Source organism: Bacillus sp. NP157 (assembly GCA_018889975.1).
In the GTDB taxonomy this organism is placed as follows: domain Bacteria; phylum Pseudomonadota; class Gammaproteobacteria; order Xanthomonadales; family Rhodanobacteraceae; genus Luteibacter.
Genome location: CP076546.1, coordinates 2513998 through 2532412 on the forward strand (window position 1 = coordinate 2513998; position 18415 = coordinate 2532412).

An 18415-nucleotide genomic window follows, 5' to 3' on the forward strand; every position below is an offset into this window, starting at 1 on the left:
CCGCCGCCGCGTTCGCGACCGGCGTTACATCGCCCCGCGATCGGCCAGCGGAACGCCGGTCCCCGGCCGCCTCAGGCTCTCCGTATAGCGCTTGCGCAGCAAGCCCACTCGCTCGACGTAGACCTGGGTCTCGTCATAGGGCGGCACGCCGTTGTAGCGCTGTACCGCGCCGGGGCCGGCGTTATAGGCCGCTGCCGCCAGGCGCTCGTTGCCGTTGAAGTTCTGCAGCAGCAGGGCGAGATAGCGCGCGCCACCGCGGATGTTCTGCTCCGCATCGAAGGCATCGCGCACACCCATGTCGCGGGCCGTGCTCGGGATCAGCTGCATCAGTCCCTGGGCGCCAGCCACTGACAACGCCCGCGGGTTGAACGCGCTTTCCGCATGGATCACGGCACGCAGCAGCGCCTCGTCGACGTGGTAATCCACGCTCGCCGTGCGGATCACGTCGCCGTACGAGGTGAGGTTGAGCGCCACGCTGTTGAAGTCGATCCGCGAATGGACGTCGCAGGCCACGCAGGTCGCGATATAGGTAAAGAGCATCTTGACGCTCCTGCCCTCCGCCGCGGCCTGCGGGATGTTCGTGTATTCCACCCCGCCATCGGCCCGGGTGATCCGGTACACCGCGCCGCGCAAGACGCGCGAGCCACTCGGTGCGGCCGGTGCCGGACTCGCTGCCAGGTCGGTGGAGGCGGACTCCTTGTAGTCCCAGCTACCCTTCGGCGCCATCACCGGCGGCAACTCGGCCTTCGCCGCCTCGGTCTTCGCCTCGGCGTCCGTCACCACGCCGCCGACCACGCCGACCAGCGAGGTCACCGGTTCGTCGGGCCCGACCACGCCCGCGGAAACACCCTTGAACGAGGGTCGCGGCGTCGCCGCCAGGTCCACCGGTGGCGTCGGCGAACCGCCCGTGGCCGGCGCAGCACCGGACGCGGACGCCTTGCCCGGTGCAAGCACCACGTCCGGAAGCGAGCTGGCGGCCGACGGGGCATGGAACGGCCGGGCCGGACGGGCCGCCGGCGTGCTGCCGATCCGCTTGCAGTCCTTGTAGCCCGCCGCGGTGCCGGAAAAAACGGTCTCTCCCGTGCTACCGGTGCAGCGATACAGCGCCCCGGCGAACGCGGGGGCCGCCAGCACGCCCGACAGCAGGACGCAGAGCATCGCGGCCCTTTTCAGGACCGGCCCCATGGCAAGGAAACGGCAGGCGTGATGGCCGGCGCTTTCCCCTGGCGTCGCGTCGTGAACCATGGCGCGATTGTCACCCAGCGCCCCGCCCCCAGCAAGCACGAAAGACGTGACGACCTTCACGCAAGTCATTGATCTTTCGCCGCCATCTGGCGCCGCTCCCGGGTGCGGCGTAAACTGCGCGGTTCGGTAATAGGCCACGCAACACGGTACCCAAGCCCCATGAGCGGCAAGCTTTTCATCAAGACCCACGGTTGCCAGATGAACGAGTACGACTCGGCCAAGATGGCCGACGTGCTGCGTGCGTCCCATGGCCTGGAGTTGACCCAGGACGAATCCGAAGCGGACGTCATCCTGGTCAACACCTGCTCCATCCGCGAGAAGGCCCAGGAAAAGGTCTTCAGCCAGCTGGGCAAGTGGAAGCAGCACAAGGCGAACGGCAAGCCCGTGCTGATCGGCGTCGGCGGCTGCGTGGCCTCGCAGGAAGGCGACGCCATCCTCAAGCGTGCCCCGTACGTGGACCTGGTGTTCGGCCCGCAGACCCTGCACCGCCTGCCCGAGATGATCGAAGCCAACCGCAGCAGCGGCAAGGCCCAGGTCGACATCAGCTTCCCCGAGATCGAGAAGTTCGACCGCCTGCCCGAGCCACGCGCCGAGGGCCCGACCGCCTTCGTCTCGATCATGGAAGGCTGCTCGAAGTACTGCTCCTACTGCGTGGTGCCCTACACCCGCGGCGAAGAGATCAGCCGCCCGTTCGACGATGTCATCGTGGAAGTGGCCCAGCTCGCCGAGCAGGGCGTCCGCGAGGTCAACCTGCTTGGCCAGAACGTCAACGCCTACCGCGGCCCGATGCACGACGGCGACATCGCCGACCTGTCGGTGCTGATCCACGCCATCGCGCAGATCGACGGCATCGGCCGGATCCGCTTCACCACCTCGCATCCGCTGGAGTTCTCCGACTCGCTGATCGAGGCGTACGCCAGCGTGCCGCAGCTCGCCAACTACCTGCACCTGCCCGTGCAGGCCGGTTCCGACCGCATACTCTCCGCGATGAAGCGTGGCTACACCGCGATCGAGTTCAAGCAGAAGATCCGCAAGCTGCGCGCCGTGCGCCCCGACATCTGCATCTCGTCGGACTTCATCGTCGGCTTCCCCGGTGAAACCGAGGACGATTTCCAGAAGACGATGAAGCTGATCGACGACATCGGCTTCGACCAGAGCTTCTCGTTCATCTTCTCCTCGCGCCCGGGCACGCCAGCCGCCAACCTCGCCGACGACACCCCGGCCGACGAGAAGCATGCCCGGCTGATGCGCCTGCAGGCCGCGATCAACGAGAACGCGCGCAAGATCAACGAGGCGATGGTCGGCAGCGTCCAGCGCGTGCTGGTCGAGAAGCCGAGCCGCAAGAATCCGAACGAAATGACCGGCCGCACCGAGAACATGCGTTTCGTGAACTTCCCCGGCCATCCGCGGATGATCGGCCAGTTTGTGGACGTGTTGATCACCGAGGCCATGAGCAACTCGCTGCGTGGCCGCGTCCACGTCCTGATGTAGGAGCGCGCTTGCGCGCGATCCACGCCACCGCAACCTTGATCGCGCGCATGCGCGCTCCTACATGGTCTTTATGAATCCAGGCCTTTCCCAGCGTGACTTCGCCCTCGATCCCGAGGACAACACACGCCTTGCCAACCTGTGTGGCCCGCTCGATGAGCACATCCGCCAGATCGAGCTCCGGCTCGGCGTCGAGGTGGATCATCGCGGCGCGCTGTTCCGCGTCATCGGCAACGAAGCATCGGCGAAGGCCGGCGAGCAGGTCATCCGCGCGCTGTATGCCGCGACGGAAACCGAAGTGCTCACCGGCGCCGTGATCAACATCCACCTGGCCGAATCGGGCATCGATGCCCTGAACGAGCAGGCTGCCGAATCCGCGCAGGAAGTGGTGATCAAGGTGAAGCGCGGCGTGATCAAGGGTCGCGGTCCTAACCAGGCACGCTACCTGCACGCGATCACCACCCACGACATCAACTTCGGCGTGGGCCCGGCCGGCACCGGCAAGACCTACCTCGCCGTGGCCAGCGCCATCGAGGCACTGGAAGCCAACCGCGTGCAGCGCGTGCTGCTGGTGCGCCCCGCGGTGGAAGCCGGCGAAAAGCTCGGCTTCCTGCCCGGCGACCTCAGCCAGAAGATCGATCCCTACCTGCGCCCGCTGTACGACGCGCTGTACGAAATGGTCGGTTTCGAGAAGGTCGGCAAGCTGATCGAGCGCAATGTGATCGAGATCGCGCCGCTGGCCTACATGCGTGGCCGTACGCTAAACGACTCGTACGTGATCCTCGACGAGGCGCAGAACACCACGGTCGAGCAGATGAAGATGTTCCTGACCCGCATCGGCTTCGGCTCGGTGGCGGTGATCACGGGCGACGTCTCCCAGGTCGACCTGCCCCGCCACATCCGTTCGGGCCTGCGCCACGCCATCGAGGTGTTGCGCGGCGTGGACGGGATCAGCTTCACCTTCTTCACCTCGCGCGACGTGGTCCGCCACCCGCTGGTGGCGAAGATCGTGCGCGCCTACGAGGCGTTCGAAGACAAGCAGGACGAAGCCAAGTGAGCCAGCTGGACGTCGCGGTCGGCTACGCCACCGCCTCGCGCAAGGGTATCCCCGCCTCCGCGAGCTTCCGCCGCTGGGTGGAGGCTGCGCTCAAGGGGGCCCGTCGGCGCCGGGCCACCGAAGTGGCCATCCGCATCGTCGATGCCGACGAAGGCCAGGCGCTGAACCTGCAGTACCGCGGCCGCGACTACGCCACCAACGTGCTGTCGTTCCCCGCCGACCTGCCGCCAGGCCTCAACCTGCCGCTGATCGGCGACCTGGTGATCTGCGCCCCCGTGGTCGCCAGCGAGGCCGCCGAGCAGGGCAAGAAGGCGATCGACCACTGGGCCCACATGACCGTCCACGGCACCCTGCACCTGCTCGGCTACGACCACATCGTGGACGCCGAAGCCGAGGCCATGGAAGCCCTCGAAACCCGCATCCTGGCCGGCCTCGGCATCCCCGACCCCTACACCGTACCCTTGTAGGAGCGCGCCTGCGCGCGAAAAATGCCTCGTGGAAGCGCGCCCGGGCACGAAAAACCAACGCGGGGACGCCACCCCCCTGTGTGAATCAGACAGATTATCCCCGTGGTAAGCGGCGAGGCCCCTCCCATCGCGCGCAGGCGCGCTCCTACACAAAGCGGCGGGGTTTTCCCCTGAACCGTCACAAAAATTCCAGTAGACTGACCGTTCCGCCCTTCTCAGGGCAGAACCCCAAAGAGTAATGAACGACGACCCTGGTAGTACCAACGGCCCGGCTCACCGATCGTGGTGGGACCGACTGGGCCATCTGTTTTCCAGTGAGCCGCGCAACCGCGGTGAACTGATCGAGGAGCTGCGCAACGCCCAGGCCAACGGCCTCCTCTCTAACGACACCCTGACCATGGTCGAGGGCGCGATCAAGGTCACCGAACTCAGCGTCGATGACGTGATGGTGCCGCGGGCCCAGATCGTGAGCCTGCCGATCGATGCGCCGCTGGCCGACATCCTCACCGCCGTGGTCGAGTCCGGTCACTCGCGCTTCCCCGTGCACGGTGAAGACAAGGACGAAGTCCTCGGCATCCTGCTCGCGAAAGACCTGCTGAAGTACTTCGGCAAGGCCGAGTGCAGCGACATCCGCGCCCTGCTCCGCCCCGCGGTGCTGATCCCCGAATCCATGCGCCTGAACGTGCTGCTGGCTGAGTTCCGCCTCACGCGTAACCACATGGCGCTGGTGGTGGACGAATACGGCGGCGTCGCGGGCCTGATCACGATCGAAGACGTGCTCGAGCAGATCGTCGGCGAGATCGACGACGAACACGACGACGAAGAGGATCCCGTGCTAGTCGAGCCGCTGGAAGGCGGTGGCTTCACCGTCAGCGCGCTCACGCCGATCGCCGACTTCAACGACGAAACCGGCGCGCATTTCTCCGACGAAGAGTTCGATACGGTCGGCGGCATGATCACCTCCGAGTTCGGCCACCTGCCGGCCGTGGGTGAAGAAATCGCCGTGGGCGACTTCCTCTTCCGTGTGACGGAGGCCGACGACCGTCGCGTGCAGCAATTCCACGTCAGCCAGGCCAACGGCGCAGCGTGACGCCGATCGACCGAACCAACGGATTGCCACGCACGATGCGTCTTGCCCTGCTCTTCCTCGTCGCCCTGTTCCTCGCGCCGGCCATCGCCCGCGCGGGGATCGTTGATGCGCCCGCGTCGAACATCGAAATCTCCCTGCTCACCTATGGGCCGGGCGATATCTATTGGGAACGCTTCGGCCATGACGCACTGGAAGTGCGCGACACCGCCAGCGGCGAAGCCATCGCCTTCAACTACGGCGTGTTCGATTTCGACCAGGACGGTTTCATCCTGAATTTCGCCCGCGGCATCATGGCCTACCGGATGGATGCGGAGACCACCGCTTCCGACGTGCAGTTCTACAAGGGCGAAGGTCGCTACGTCCGGCGCCAGGTGCTCGCGCTGGATAGCACGCAGAAAGACACCCTGCGTCAGTTCCTGCTCTGGAACATCCGCCCTGAAAACGCGGGCTACAACTACGACTATTACCTGGACAACTGCACCACCCGGGTCCGCGATGCGCTGGACGCGGCGCTGGGCGGCGAACTGGAACGGCAGTGGCGTAGCCAGCCCGGTGGCATGACCTACCGCGAGCAGACGGCACGGCTGATGAGCAACCAGGCCTGGCTGATGCTCGGCATGGACCTCGGCCTGGGGCCGTTCGCCGACCAGCCGATGACCTCGTGGAAGGATGCCTTCCTGCCGATGGAGCTGGAGGCACTGGTCCGCAAGACGCAGGTCCACGGCAAGCCGCTCGTGCTGCAGGACGAGACCGTCGCCGATGCCACGTTGCAGCCGCCGCCGGACAAGGCGCCCGACCTGCGCTGGCCGCTGCTGGTCGCCGGCCTGCTGCTGGCGATTCCGCTCGCGTTGCCGGCGCTGACCCGCCACCGCGTGGCTAGGGGCATCTTCGTCGCCGCGGGCACGCTGTTCACCGTCTTCGTCGGCATCGCCGGACTGTTCATGCTCGGCCTGTGGACGCTGACCCTGCACCGCTCGGCGTGGGGCAACTTCAACCTGCTGGCGTACCAGCCGTTCGCGCTGCTGATCATCCCGGGCATCTGGCGACTGCGCCGTGCCGGCCGCCCGCTCAGCCGACTGGCATCGCGGGTCACGGGGGTGTCGTTCGCCGCCTGCGTGATCGGCATCCTGCTGCACGCGTGGCCGGACTTCCCGCAGCAGAACATGCCCTGGCTGCTGTTTGCGTTCCCGTGCTGGGCCGCCCTGTTCGCCAGCCTTTGCCGGCGGCACGATTGAACCCGTAGCGGCCGCAGGTCTCGGATCGCAATAACTTGCCCGTCACGAAACTACCGCGCCGCTACGGTATAAGACGAGGGGTCACCGACCTTGCGATTGCCGCAGGGACCCAGCCCCGGCATCATCCCCGACCATGGCCACTGTCCCCCAGATTCCCGAACCCGCCGCCGTCGCCGCAGCCGCTGCTGCCAGCGGCATGATCGTCAACTGCGTTGCCTACCGCACCAATGGCAAGCGCATCGGCGACATCTCGGTCGACGACATCAGCGAAGTGCTCAAAGAGCCGGACACCTTCGTCTGGATCGGCCTGCACGAACCCGATGAAGCCTTGCTGCTGAAGTTGCAGGAAGAGTTCGACCTGCACGACCTCGCCATCGAGGACGCGCAGCTGGCGCACCAGCGCACCAAGATCGAAACCTATGGCGACTCGTTGTTCATCGTCGCGCAGACCGCGCAGCTGGTCGGCGGCAACATCGCCTTCGGTGAAACGCAGATCTTCGTCGGCCGCCGCTACTTCATGACCGTACGCCATGGCGCCTCGCTGTCCTACGCGCCGGCCCGGCGCAGTTGCGAGCAGACGCCCGAGCTCCTCGCGATGGGGCCGAGCTATGCGCTGTACGCCGTGCTCGACTTCATCGTCGACAACTTCCTGCCGATCGTGCGCGATTTCCGGCAGGAACTGCACGAGCTCGAGAACGACATTTTTGCCGAGACCTACAACCGGCAGACGATCAAGCGCCTGTACGACATGCAGCGCGAACTGATGACACTGCGCCTGGCTGTCGCGCCGCTGCAGGACATCGTCGCCCAGCTCGTGCGCCTGCATCCGCACCTCATCCACGACGAACTGCGCGCCTATTTCCGCGACATCTACGACCATGTGTTCCGGGTCAACGAATCCATTTCCGCCATGCGCGAAATGCTCGGCGCGGCCATCGGCGTCAATCTTTCGCTGGTGACGTTCGGCCAGAACGAAGTGATGAAGAAGCTGGCAGGCTGGGCGGCGATGCTCGCCGCGCCAACCCTGATCACCAGTTGGTACGGCATGAACTTCGCGCACATGCCGGAGCTGGACAAGCCCTGGGCCTACCCCACGATCACCTGCGTCGTCGCATGCATCGTCGGCGGCATCTTCATCATGCTGAAGAAGAACCGCTGGTTCTAGGCGGGCCCAAGCAGCACGGACAACCGTTTCCATAAGGCAGCGTCCACGTCGGACGAGGGCCATATGGAGGCGGCGGCCGCGCGAAAGCGACGATCGCGACGCGCCTGCAGGACGAACCGGTCGATGAACACCGGTCCGTGCTGGTTCAACAAGTCTTCCAGCGGCCCCGCACCGACGTTTGCCAGCAGCCATGCGCCATCGTCGTCGACCTTCTCCAGCACGGCGAGGACGATACGCCAGCAACGCTCGGGATCTTGCGACGTCAACTCGAGAAGCGCGGTTACTCCGGACGACGGCTTGCGCTCGCGCGTCTCGACGATCCAACGTTCCGCGATGGCATCGTCATCCCATCCCGTCCAATCGTCATACGTTTCCATGGACTGATCCTTACGTCGTGGCGTGGTCGAGTGCGCGGTTAGTCTACCGCCGCCCCTGTTCCACCCCAAGGCCGACAGGCATATGCTCGGGGGAGACCACCTCAATGCGCCGCGTGCGCGAAGGCTCCGGTACCCCATGAAAAAGATCATCAACGATCCGCGCCAAGTCGTCCGTGAAATGCTTGAAGGATCGGTGTTCCGCTCGCCCGGGCAGGCGCTGCTGTCGAACCAGAATGTCGTGGTACGCAAGAAACACGACGGGGACACGACGGTAGCCATCCTTTCCGGCGGCGGTAGCGGGCATGAACCTGCGCACGCCGGGTACGTGGGCGATGGCATGCTGGCCGCGGCGATCGCGGGCGATGTGTTCACCTCGCCGAGCGTCGATGCCGTGCTGGCCGCTATCCGCGTCGTCGGCGGCACGGCCGGTGCCGTGCTCGTGGTGAAGAATTACACCGGCGACAGGCTCAACTTTGGCCTTGCCGCCGAGATCGCGCGCAGCGAAGGCATCCCGGTCGAGATCGTGACGGTGGCCGATGACGTCGCCCTGCGTGACACCGTAGCCGCCGATCGCCGTCGTGGCATCGCCGGTACCGTGCTCGTGCACAAGGTGATTGGCGCGGCGGCCGCCGCAGGGTCCAGCGTCTCGGACGTGGCCGAACTCGGTCGGCGTACGGCCGCGGGCCTGGGCTCCATGGGCGTGGCCCTCGGCTCGTGCACGGTCCCTGCCGCCGGCCACCCCGGCTTCGAACTGGGCGAGAAGGAGATCGAATACGGCCTGGGGATCCATGGCGAGCCGGGCGTGCGCAAGGGTCCGATGGCGCCGGCGGACAGCCTCGCCGACACCGTGCTCTCGACGATCCTCGACGACCTTGCCATCGAGCGCGGACAACGCGTTGCCCTGCTGGTCAATGGGCTCGGCGCGACCCCGCCGATGGAGCTCGACATCCTCCTGCGCGGTGCCCTGCACTTCCTGCACGAGCGCGGCATCGAGGTCGTGCGCGCGTGGTGCGGTAACTTCCTCACGGCACTGGACATGCCCGGCGCATCGCTGTCGCTGCTCAAGGTCGACGACGAGTTGCTGTCGTTGCTGGACGCCCCTGCGTCGGCACCTGCGTGGCCGGGCGGTGGCATCTTGAATGACACGCCCATCCTGCAGCTCGACATCGCACCCAGCGACGCGCCGCCAACCGGTTCGCCGACCGCGGCGGGCGACACCGTCCGCCGCGCGGCGCATGCGGCGGCGCAGGCACTCATCGCCGCGGAGGACGAGCTTACCGACCTCGACGCCAAAGCCGGCGACGGTGATCTCGGCGCCAGCATGCGCCGCGGTGCCGAGGCCGTGCTCGCCCTGCCCGGCCATGCATGGCACACCCCGGAGATCGCCCTGCGCTCGATGGCCGACGCCATGCGCCAGGCCATCGGCGGTAGCTCGGGGCCGTTCTACGCTACGGCACTGATGCGCGCCGCCCGTGAGCTGGATGGCGTTGCCGATCCCACGCCGGTGCAGTGGCATGCCGCGCTACTGGCGGCTGCACACGCCATCGCCGATCTGGGCGGTGCGAAAGCCGGCGATCGCACCATGCTCGATGCCCTGTATCCAGCGGCCGATGCCTACAAGGCCGCACTGGATGCGGGCATGCAGCCGTACGAGGCACTCGAAGCCTTGCATCTGGCGGCCCGGCGCGGCGCCGAGGAGACGGCAACCCTGCGGGCTAACGCTGGCCGTGCGGCATACCTCGGTGATCGCTCGATCGGCATCCCCGATGGCGGTGCCGTCGCCGTGGCCATCTGGATGGGGGCGTTGCGCTAGCACGCGCTCCCCTCTTACGATTATCCGGATTGCGAGCCGCCCGAAGTTGACATACGATTTCGACCGGAGCCGCCATCTGGACGCTCCTAAAGGCCGCGTCGAGCCGGTGAAAGACGCGGCTCACCCTCTTCCCGTTACAAGGGAGAGCCCGAACCATGAGTGGGTATCAAGAGTCTCCGGTGTTGCAGCAGGTAAAGGGCCCCAGTGGGGCCCTTTTTCTTTGACGTGTTACGCCGTCGCTTGCACGAGGATCGACGTGAATGAGACTTCGTGGGCGCCGCGACCGATCGTGGGCGAAGTAGCGCGGACGTAAGCGCTCTCCACAAGGAGGTTCACGTCGGAAGACGCCGCGTGGCTCCGGGTCACGCTGAAATACACGGTGTAGCAACTACCGTTCGCCATACGCGCAAGCACCGGAAAATAGTTTGCATGCCGTGTCCGGTAGCAGCGCTTTCTCGAGAGCGCTCGGACCAGAGAAGGCAGTTCCTGCAAGAGGCTGTAGCGCACGCTGCAGAAGGATCTTGGGTCCGCGCTGTAGTCATAAAGATTCAACATACTGAAGTCAGGGTCAGCTCTTCCCAAGGTAAAACAGTGATGACTGAATCCGACGCGCACACGGATTGAAAGCGCTGAACGCTCCGGTCTTCCGGGCGACGCAGGCTGAAGCCTCGCTTCGTGCACAAACGAAAATGGATCGAGGTGCCGCAAATCGTGATAGCCGCCGCTGTCGCGGTGCGCGACCCACTTGTACTCAGCAAACTTCACGACCGGCTCCGCCATGATGACAGGGCATTTGGCCGCGAGTTGGACGTCGGGGTTAAGAAGCAGACGCTGAAAGCGGTGTAGGGATGGACCTATTCGTTGCAGGCCACAGGATGCGTGGTCGCTACTGCAGCGACCACAAGGTCTTCGGCGCTTCGCTCGGAAACGGCAAGCGATCCGTCGTCGCGGGCCAGCCGTTCTTCCGTATGAACATCGGCACGTGGCGCGCCGTCATCTCGGCCTGCATGACGGCGATCACCTGCTCGATGCCGTCGTAATCGCTGCGCACGGTCAGCCGCGGGAAGTCATCGCGCCCTGCGACGAACAAACGGTATTCGCGGCCGATGAAACGCCTGCTGGAAACGTCGCAGCAGTGGACACGGGTGACCTCACTCCAGGCCACCTTTCGCGACCAGACCCCCGGGACCCGGTACCGCAGTCCGTCGCCGAGCATCTCTAGGGTGGGAAACGCTAACAGCGGCACGAGGGCGAACAGGGCCGACACGCCGAGTGCGGCGGACCATGTCCCGGCGCGATGAAGCCAGTCGTCCGAGGGGCGGATCTCGCCTGCCGCGATGACCACGGCGACACAGAGGACCACGAGGAATAACGCCCAGAAGACGAGCCTGTCGGCGGCGCGGAATCGACCTTCGACGTGCTCACTCACTCCCTTCTCCACGGCATGTCCTTCCTCTGGCGGGAGGGCGATCCGAGGCCTCGCTTCCCTGGTGGGCGCCATCCTAGCTGGTTTGCGCGCGACGGCGTCGGATGGCTGGACGCACGGCGCCAATCGTCGTCCATCCTTGGCTATAGTGACGCCCAACCGGCTCGATACGGACATCATGGCAACGCCCCGCCCTTACCCGGACGCACATCACCTCGCCTACCGTCCCGGCATCGACGGCATGCGTGCGATCGCCGTACTCGGCGTGGTGCTTTACCACGCCGGCTTTGGCCCACCCGGCGGCTTCGTCGGCGTCGATGTCTTCTTTGTGATCTCGGGCTTCCTGATTACGTCGCTGCTCACGCTGGAACACGCGAACACAGGCCGCATCGACCTCACCGCCTTCTACGCGAGGCGGGTGCGGCGCCTGCTCCCCGCACTGGGCGTCGTCCTGCTCACGACGCTGGCGGCGTCCGCCATGCTGTTATCGCCCACCGGCGCGATGCCATCGATGCTGCGTTCCGCCGCTGCGTCGGCGGTATTCGGTGCGAACATTTTCTTCCAGTACACGACGGGGGATTACTTCGGCCCGGATACCAGCCAACTGCCCTTGCTGCACCTGTGGTCACTCGGTGTGGAAGAGCAGTTCTACCTGGCCTGGCCGATCGCACTGATCGCGACGTACGCGCTGCCGCGCCGTGTGCGCGTGGCGTTGTTCGCCGTGGCCGCCATCGCATCCTTCGTGTTCGTCGAGATCGCGCTGGCGCATGGCAGCACCAGCGCGTTCTACGCCATGCCGTCGCGCTGGTGGGAACTGGCAGCCGGCGCCCTCGTCGCGTGGACGCCGGGCGCCAGCAAGCGCGCGGCAACCGTCGTCCAGTGGTTCGGGATCGCTTTCGTCGCGCTGGCGCTGGGCGTGCCTCTCCACCCCTTTCCAGGCACGGGAGCCTTGCCGGCCGTGATTGGAGCCGCCCTCCTGCTTTACGGCAGCGCGTCGGATGGCCCGGTAGCAGGCATGCTGTCGTCCCGCGCGTTCGTGGCCGTTGGACGCATCTCTTATCCGTTGTACCTGTGGCACTGGCCGCTGCTCGCGCTGGCCGCAGTGGCCATTCCGGGGCAATCCGGCCCGTTGTTTCGCGCGGAACTGGTGGCGGCGGCGCTGCTTCTCGCCGCGGCCACGCAGCGCTGGGTCGAACGCCCGGTGCAGGCCCGGCCGCTGGCACGCAGCCGTCGCATGGTCGGCGCCACGCTGCTTGCCTGCCTAGCGACGGCGTTCGCACTGGCACAAGCGGCGGACCTGGTCGCATCGAATGCATCGCCGGACGACCTGGCGAGCCGTATCGAGCGCGACACCCCGCCGCTCGCGCTCACCTGCGAGCGGCGATCCTACGATCCGGTCGAGCTCCCCGACGCATCGCGCTGTGCCCTGGGCGGCAAAGGGCCCGTCAACGTGGCTATCTGGGGCGACTCCCACGCGATGTCGATGCAACCCGTGGCGGCTGCCATCGCAGCGAGGGGCAACGGCAAGACCGCCATGGCCTACGCCCGTGAACTCTGTCCACCTGCGCTGGGTTATGACAACGGCGAAGCAGCACGCGTCGTCGCGCTATGCCGGTCATCCAACGAAGCGACGCTAAGCGCCATGCAGGGCATGGACACGGTGATCCTGGCGGCCCGATGGCCCGATCCGGCGACGCGAGGTTTTGGCGACGACCTGCTGGCGACGTTCGACCGTCTTTCGCCAAGTGTGCGGCGGATCATCGTCATCGGTGCGACACCCACGTTGCCTGCACGGCCTCCGCAGTGCGTGCGCGCCCATGACCTGGCGGCGTGCACGCAGAAACAGGGTGAATTCCGGGCGTCGACCGCAGCGATCCGCACGCTGTTGGCGTCGTTGCCAGCGCGCTATCCCAACGTCACGTACATCGAGCCCACGCCGTTCTTCTGCGACAAGGTGGATTGCCCACCCATCCGGGATGGCATTGGTCTTTACTTCGACAGGGACCACGTCACTGTCAGTGGCGCAACGGCATTTGCGCGAAGCGTGCTGATGATGACACGCGCCGCCGATCTCTAATGGGATGAGACCGTCGGCCCGGGTGCCCGTCACGGCATGCTCACTCCCTCGCGGGAGGACAACTAGCACCTGTGGCCGCTGGGCGTCGGAGGACAGTATTGCCCTCTGCAGGAGATGGGCCAGCTATTGGCGCAGGAGCCACCGTTGGCGTGACGGCATGCCGCGATAACCATGTACGCACTTTCGTCGCTCGCGTACGTCGGGGCGCCGTAACGCGATCAGTCTGGCGCACGGCTATACGCTCGATAATCCTGCTTCCGAGGCGAATGCCAGGCAATTCAATCCACCTTACCAAGAACCAGGCAGCGGCATATGAGACCAGCGGGACAACCAAGAGCAGTGCGATAGTTCGCATCTCCAATGTCCACGTGATGGCACCGACCTCTCGTAGCATGAAGCCGACGACGCCCAGGAACAGGCCGTGGACGAGGTAAACGGCATAAGAGCTCTCAGCCGCAAACGTTACGACGCGGGAATGGGCTACTCGGTGTAGCCACGCAGGCAATCGATCGTGCGTCTCCAGGAAACCAGTCACGGCCACACAGAGGTAGAGCGTCACGGCAATCAAAGGTGACGAGACCATATGCGTTTCGATGGTCACGAGCATAGACCCAAAGAATGCAAGCCCGAGGCGCTCCTGCCATGGCCGAGCCGTGTCGATGGCATGGAACAGGAGAAATCCGGCCAGGAAGTATTCGAGTTTGATTGACAGGAACGACGGCTCGTAGAACCTCACGGTGGGCACGAAGAACAAATTCAGGGCCCATGCGATGACCATGACGGCGGCCACAGCCCTGCCGATGCCAATTCTTCGCGAGGCAACGACGATGAATGGGAAAGCCAGGTAGAACTGAGCCTCGAGGCTCAAACTCCAGTCGGGCAACGGCAGCGACGCAGTGAAGCGCGGAATGACTCCCGAGACAAATAGCGCATGCGCGACGATGCTCGCTATCGAGAAATCATAGGAGTTGGCGTCGTAGACCCCGCCCGTCGGCCAGGCGCGTCGATTCGCTTCCTGTAGCCAGGCGAGGCCTGTGCAAATGATCGGAGCGAACACGATCGCCACGCCGATCGATACGTACAGGACCGGCGCGAGCCGGAAATAGCGCCTGATCCAGAACGAAAGACGGGCGGACGACTCATCGAGAGGTTCGCGAATCCAGCGTACCGTCGAGGTGCGCGCCATGAGAAAGCCCGAGATCATCATGAAAAGATCGACGGCATTCTTTGGACCCGGAATCGGGAACAGATAGGCTCCGCCCCAGATCTGACAATGCGCAACGACGACCCAAAACGCGGCGAGCGCCCTGAACACATTAAGAGACGCCAGATTCTTCCCTGCGGACACGCACTTCCCCTCGAGTCCCTTCGTCAGTCGGCCCAGACCCAGCGGTATCTATCGCTGGGTCTGGGCTGTATTTACCGCGTGCTTGAGGCTGGACCCGTCCATTGCTTCAACCACGCATTCACCGTCTCGTGCCACTGCACGCTGTTCTGCGGCTTCAGCACCCAGTGGTTCTCATCCGGGAAGTGGAGCAGCTTGCTCGGGATGCCACGGCGCTGCAGCGCGGTGAACGCGCCCATGCCCTGGGTTTCCGGGATGCGGAAGTCCTTGCCACTGTGGATGACGAGCATCGGCACGCGCCAGTCCTTTACGTGGTTGACCGGATTGAAGCGCTCGTAGTTTTCCGGATGGTCGTACTGCGTACCGCCGTTCTCGCGTTCTTCGAACCACAGTTCTTCGGTGTCGTAGTACATGGCGCGCGCGTCGAAGACACCGTCGTGGTCGACGAAGCACTTCCACGGCTGGTTCCAGTTACCGGCCATCCAGTAGACCATGTACCCGCCGTAGCTGGCACCGAGGGCGCACGCACGGCTGCCATCGAGGAAGCTGTACTTCTGCAGCGCGGCGCTCCAGCCGTCCTTCAGGTCTTCGAGCGGCTTGCCGCCCCAGTCACCCGAGATCGCGTCGGTGAAGGCCTGGCCGTAACCGGTGGAACCGTGGAAGTTCACCGTGACCACGGCGAAGCCCTGGCCGGCGTAGGTTTGCGCGTTCCAGCGGTAGCTCCAGCTATTGGTCATCGCACCCTGCGGGCCGCCGTGGATGATGAAGGCGACCGGATAGGTCTTGCCCTTCTTGAAACCGACAGGCTTGACGACATAGCCCTGCACGGTTTCGTTGTTCCAGCCCTTGAAGGTGAAGAACTCCGGGTCACCCACCTGGGCGGCCTTCAGGCGCTTGGCGTTGTAGTGCGTGACCTGCTTGAGGCCCTTGCCCTTCGCGTCGGCCGTGTAGAGATCGTCCGGGCGCTTGAGGTCGTTGCGGGTGAGCAGGATCTTCCTGTCGCGCAGCGAGAAGCCGGTGACGGCACCGTCGGTCACCAGCATCGTGACCTTGCCGGTGGCGGCATCGATCGCGAACAGCGGATGCTGGCCGTTGTCGTCGGTGGTGGTGTAGAGCGTCTTGCCATCGGCAGACACCTGCAGGGCACCGGCGGAGCGATCCCACGACGCATCCACCTCGTGCTTCTGGCCGCTGGCCAGGTCCATGGCCCAGATGCCGAAACGGTCGGCTTCGGAGCCCGGCACCTTCATGGCCGTGTAGTACAGCGTCTTGCCATCGGGCGACACCAGCGGGTTCGCATCCCACGCCAGGTTGTCGGCGGTGAGGTTGGCCGGGTTGGCCGAGCCGTCGGCCGGCACGCTGTAGATATCGAAGTTGGTCGACCACGGTTCGCTAGTGCCGGCGATGCGCACGTCGAAGTACACCGTCTTGCCATCGGGCGAGAAGGTGAACTCGTCTTCGCTGCCTTCCGGCTTGCTCGGCACGTCGCCATCGATGCCCTTGCTCAGCAGCACCGGCTGCGAGGGCGCGCTGGCGTCGGCGATGAACAGCTGGTTGCGGCGGCCGTCGGCCCAGGTGTCCCAGTGGCGGACGAACAGCTTGTCGTAGACGGTGCCGGTGGACTTGTCCTTCTCGCGACCGTCCAGGCGCTCCTTCGTGCAGGCCAGGTCGGAGCAGTCGGTGAAGACCGCATAGCTCAGGAGCAGCTTGGTGCCATCCGGGGAGATCTTGTAGGCCTCGACGTCCAGCGGGCCGTCCGTGACCGCATCGCCCGAGCGGATCGTCAGGGCCAGGCCCTTGCCACCCTGGCCGGCGTCGAACGCCCGGTGCATGACCTGGGCGGTGCCGTCCTTCGCCGCGACGTAATAGATCGACTTGCCATCCGGGGCCCAGCGGGCGGACGAGCCCTTTTCCACGACCTTGACCGGCTGCGGGGGCTTGTCCAGGTCCATGACATAAAGGGAGGTGACGCCCTTGTTCGCCGCGTAATCCGTGGCCCGGACCGCGAACAAGGCATAGCGGCCATCGGGGGACAGCTGCGGATCGCCCACCCGGTCCATCATGACTAGGTCGCGGATCGAGAAGGGGTGCGAGGCAGCGCTGTCTGCGTCGGCGGCCAGGACGGGGCCGGACGCAAGCGCGAGGGCCAGCGCGGCGAACAGTAGTTTCATGGGGGACTCCCTGACTTATTTCAGCCGGGACGGTACGGTGTCGACGGCCCCGGGCGCAAGCACCGTGCGGGTCGTGGGGGTTGCCTACGCGAGAGTTAGCCGACAGGATGCCGCCTGCGGACAAGCCAGGGGATGCAAGGAAGTGAGCGAACGCCAGACGATCTGGGCGCGTGAGTGGTTCGTGCCCGCCTGCGTGGCCGTGCTCGCGCTTGCCATCCGTTGGTACTACGTCCATACCGCGGTGGTGGTAAACCCCATCCGGGGTGACGCGGTGCAGTACATGATCTACGCGATCAACCTGCTGGACCACGGCGTGTTCTCGCTCCAGCGCGATGCCGTCGCCCCCGTGGCCGATGGTTTCCGCGATCCCGGCTACCCGGTGTTCCTGGCCACCGCCATGGCGGTGTTCGGGCGAGGCCCGGCGTTCTACCTCGCCATGCTCGATGCCCAGGCGATCCTCGCGGGCCTGACGGTGGGCATGGGCGCATGGCTTACCCGGCGTTTCGTCGGGCTGGGGGCGAGCGTGGCCGCTGGCTTCGGGCTGGCTGTCTGGCCGCACCTGATCACGGCGAGTGGCTACCTGTTGAGTGAGACGCTGCTCGGCTTTCTCGTCATGTCCGGGCTGGCGCTGCTCGCCCTCGCGATCGACCGGCGATCGACGCCGTTGGCCGCGACGTCCGGGCTGGTGTTCGCCGCCACCGCATTGACCAACGCCGTACTTCTACCGCTCTTGCCTGTGTTTGCCCTTGTCGCGGCATGGAAGGATCCGGGCCGCAGGAGGCTGTGGGCCGCCCTCGCCCTGGCCGCCTTCCTCCCTTGCGCGGCATGGCTCGGCCGCAACGCTACGCTGGATGCGCCGCCGGGCGATAACCGGGTCATGATGAATTTCGTGCAGGGCTCGTGGCCGTCGTACCACGCGGCCTGGCGGGACGCCTTCATCCGCCAGGACCCTGCGGGCACGGCCGAACTCGCCCTGATCGATACCGAATATCGCCGCATGCTGGCCGATCCGCACAGCGGATTCGGCGCGGTGGTCGAACGCCTGCGCCAGACGCCGGCGGAAAGCCTCGGCTGGTACGCGAGCAAGCCCTCGGAACTGTGGGGCTGGACCATCGGGATCGGCGCGGGGGACATCTATGTGTTCCCGACCCAGCAATCGCCGCTGGCCGGACGCGGAATACTCCCCGTCGTGACGGGCCTTTGTTACGCGCTGACACCCTTGCTCGCCCTGCTGGCGCTCGCGGGAGCCATCGCCGCGCTCGTCGGCTGGCGCGCGTGCCACCCGGTGCTCTGGCTGATGGTGATCATGCTGCTTTTCGTCACCGCGGTGTTCACCGTGCTCCAGGCGGATGCCCGGTATGCCACGCCGTATCGATGCGTGGAATGGCTGCTTGCCGTATATGCACTGCATCGGTTCGCCGCCTTCTGGCGCCGCAAGCGCCGTGCAACGTGATGCCGG

At 65.6% G+C, this 18415-nt stretch carries 15 protein-coding genes; 9 read left to right on the forward strand and 6 right to left on the reverse strand.

Annotated elements, in window-relative coordinates; all coding sequences use genetic code 11:
- Positions 1–24: 24 nt before the first annotated feature.
- Positions 25–1158, reverse strand: a complete 1134-nt coding sequence (locus tag KPL74_11575; protein QWT18383.1) for a lytic transglycosylase domain-containing protein — start codon at positions 1156–1158, stop codon at positions 25–27.
- 246 nt (positions 1159–1404) lie between these two features.
- On the opposite strand from KPL74_11575, the gene miaB reads away from it, so the two are divergent.
- The 6 genes from miaB to KPL74_11605 all read left to right on the forward strand — a co-directional run bounded on the left by miaB (position 1405) and on the right by KPL74_11605 (position 7747).
- Positions 1405–2736 carry a tRNA (N6-isopentenyl adenosine(37)-C2)-methylthiotransferase MiaB gene (gene miaB / locus KPL74_11580; GenBank protein QWT18384.1) on the forward strand — a complete coding sequence of 444 codons (1332 nt, stop codon included), beginning with the start codon at positions 1405–1407 and terminating at the stop codon, positions 2734–2736.
- 70 nt (positions 2737–2806) lie between these two features.
- Positions 2807–3790: a PhoH family protein gene (locus tag KPL74_11585; GenBank protein QWT18385.1), complete on the forward strand. Its 984-nt coding sequence runs from the start codon at positions 2807–2809 to the stop codon at positions 3788–3790.
- Positions 3791–3795: 5 nt separating this feature from the next.
- Positions 3796–4257 carry an rRNA maturation RNase YbeY gene (ybeY, locus tag KPL74_11590; protein QWT22611.1) on the forward strand — a complete coding sequence of 154 codons (462 nt, stop codon included), beginning with the start codon at positions 3796–3798 and terminating at the stop codon, positions 4255–4257.
- A 238-nt stretch (positions 4258–4495) separates the two neighbouring features.
- Positions 4496–5347 (forward strand): CBS domain-containing protein, encoded by an 852-nt coding sequence (locus KPL74_11595; protein ID QWT18386.1) that lies wholly within the window; start codon positions 4496–4498, stop codon positions 5345–5347.
- A 35-nt stretch (positions 5348–5382) separates the two neighbouring features.
- Complete coding sequence (locus tag KPL74_11600; protein QWT18387.1) at positions 5383–6582, forward strand: DUF4105 domain-containing protein; 1200 nt, start codon at positions 5383–5385, stop codon at positions 6580–6582.
- A gap of 133 nt (positions 6583–6715) precedes the next feature.
- Complete coding sequence (locus tag KPL74_11605) at positions 6716–7747, forward strand: magnesium and cobalt transport protein CorA (protein ID QWT18388.1); 1032 nt, start codon at positions 6716–6718, stop codon at positions 7745–7747.
- On the opposite strand, the gene KPL74_11610 is transcribed toward KPL74_11605, so the two are convergent.
- Positions 7744–8124 (reverse strand): hypothetical protein, encoded by a 381-nt coding sequence (locus tag KPL74_11610; protein ID QWT18389.1) that lies wholly within the window; start codon positions 8122–8124, stop codon positions 7744–7746. The genes KPL74_11605 and KPL74_11610 overlap by 4 nt on opposite strands.
- Positions 8125–8260: 136 nt before the next feature.
- On the opposite strand from KPL74_11610, the gene dhaK reads away from it, so the two are divergent.
- Positions 8261–9937 (forward strand): dihydroxyacetone kinase subunit DhaK, encoded by a 1677-nt coding sequence (dhaK, locus tag KPL74_11615; protein QWT18390.1) that lies wholly within the window; start codon positions 8261–8263, stop codon positions 9935–9937.
- A 228-nt stretch (positions 9938–10165) separates the two neighbouring features.
- Here dhaK and KPL74_11620 read toward each other — a convergent pair whose 3' ends face one another.
- A complete protein-coding gene (locus tag KPL74_11620; protein QWT18391.1) occupies positions 10166–10702 on the reverse strand; it encodes a hypothetical protein in 537 nt (178 codons plus the stop codon).
- Positions 10703–10823: 121 nt separating this feature from the next.
- Positions 10824–11366: a hypothetical protein gene (locus KPL74_11625; GenBank protein ID QWT18392.1), complete on the reverse strand. Its 543-nt coding sequence runs from the start codon at positions 11364–11366 to the stop codon at positions 10824–10826.
- Positions 11367–11427: 61 nt separating this feature from the next.
- Here KPL74_11625 and KPL74_11630 point away from each other — a divergent pair, with 61 nt between their 5' ends.
- Positions 11428–13440 carry an acyltransferase gene (locus KPL74_11630; protein ID QWT18393.1) on the forward strand — a complete coding sequence of 671 codons (2013 nt, stop codon included), beginning with the start codon at positions 11428–11430 and terminating at the stop codon, positions 13438–13440.
- Positions 13441–13480: 40 nt separating this feature from the next.
- Here KPL74_11630 and KPL74_11635 read toward each other — a convergent pair whose 3' ends face one another.
- Both KPL74_11635 and KPL74_11640 read right to left on the reverse strand, forming a co-directional pair.
- On the reverse strand, positions 13481–14788 hold the full coding sequence (locus KPL74_11635) for an acyltransferase (GenBank protein QWT18394.1): 1308 nt from the start codon (positions 14786–14788) through the stop codon (positions 13481–13483).
- A gap of 71 nt (positions 14789–14859) precedes the next feature.
- Entirely contained in the window at positions 14860–16956 is a 2097-nt protein-coding gene (locus KPL74_11640; protein QWT18395.1) for a S9 family peptidase, read from the reverse strand.
- 142 nt (positions 16957–17098) lie between these two features.
- Here KPL74_11640 and KPL74_11645 point away from each other — a divergent pair, with 142 nt between their 5' ends.
- Positions 17099–18409 carry a hypothetical protein gene (locus KPL74_11645; protein ID QWT18396.1) on the forward strand — a complete coding sequence of 437 codons (1311 nt, stop codon included), beginning with the start codon at positions 17099–17101 and terminating at the stop codon, positions 18407–18409.
- The last annotated feature ends 6 nt before the right edge of the window (positions 18410–18415 follow it).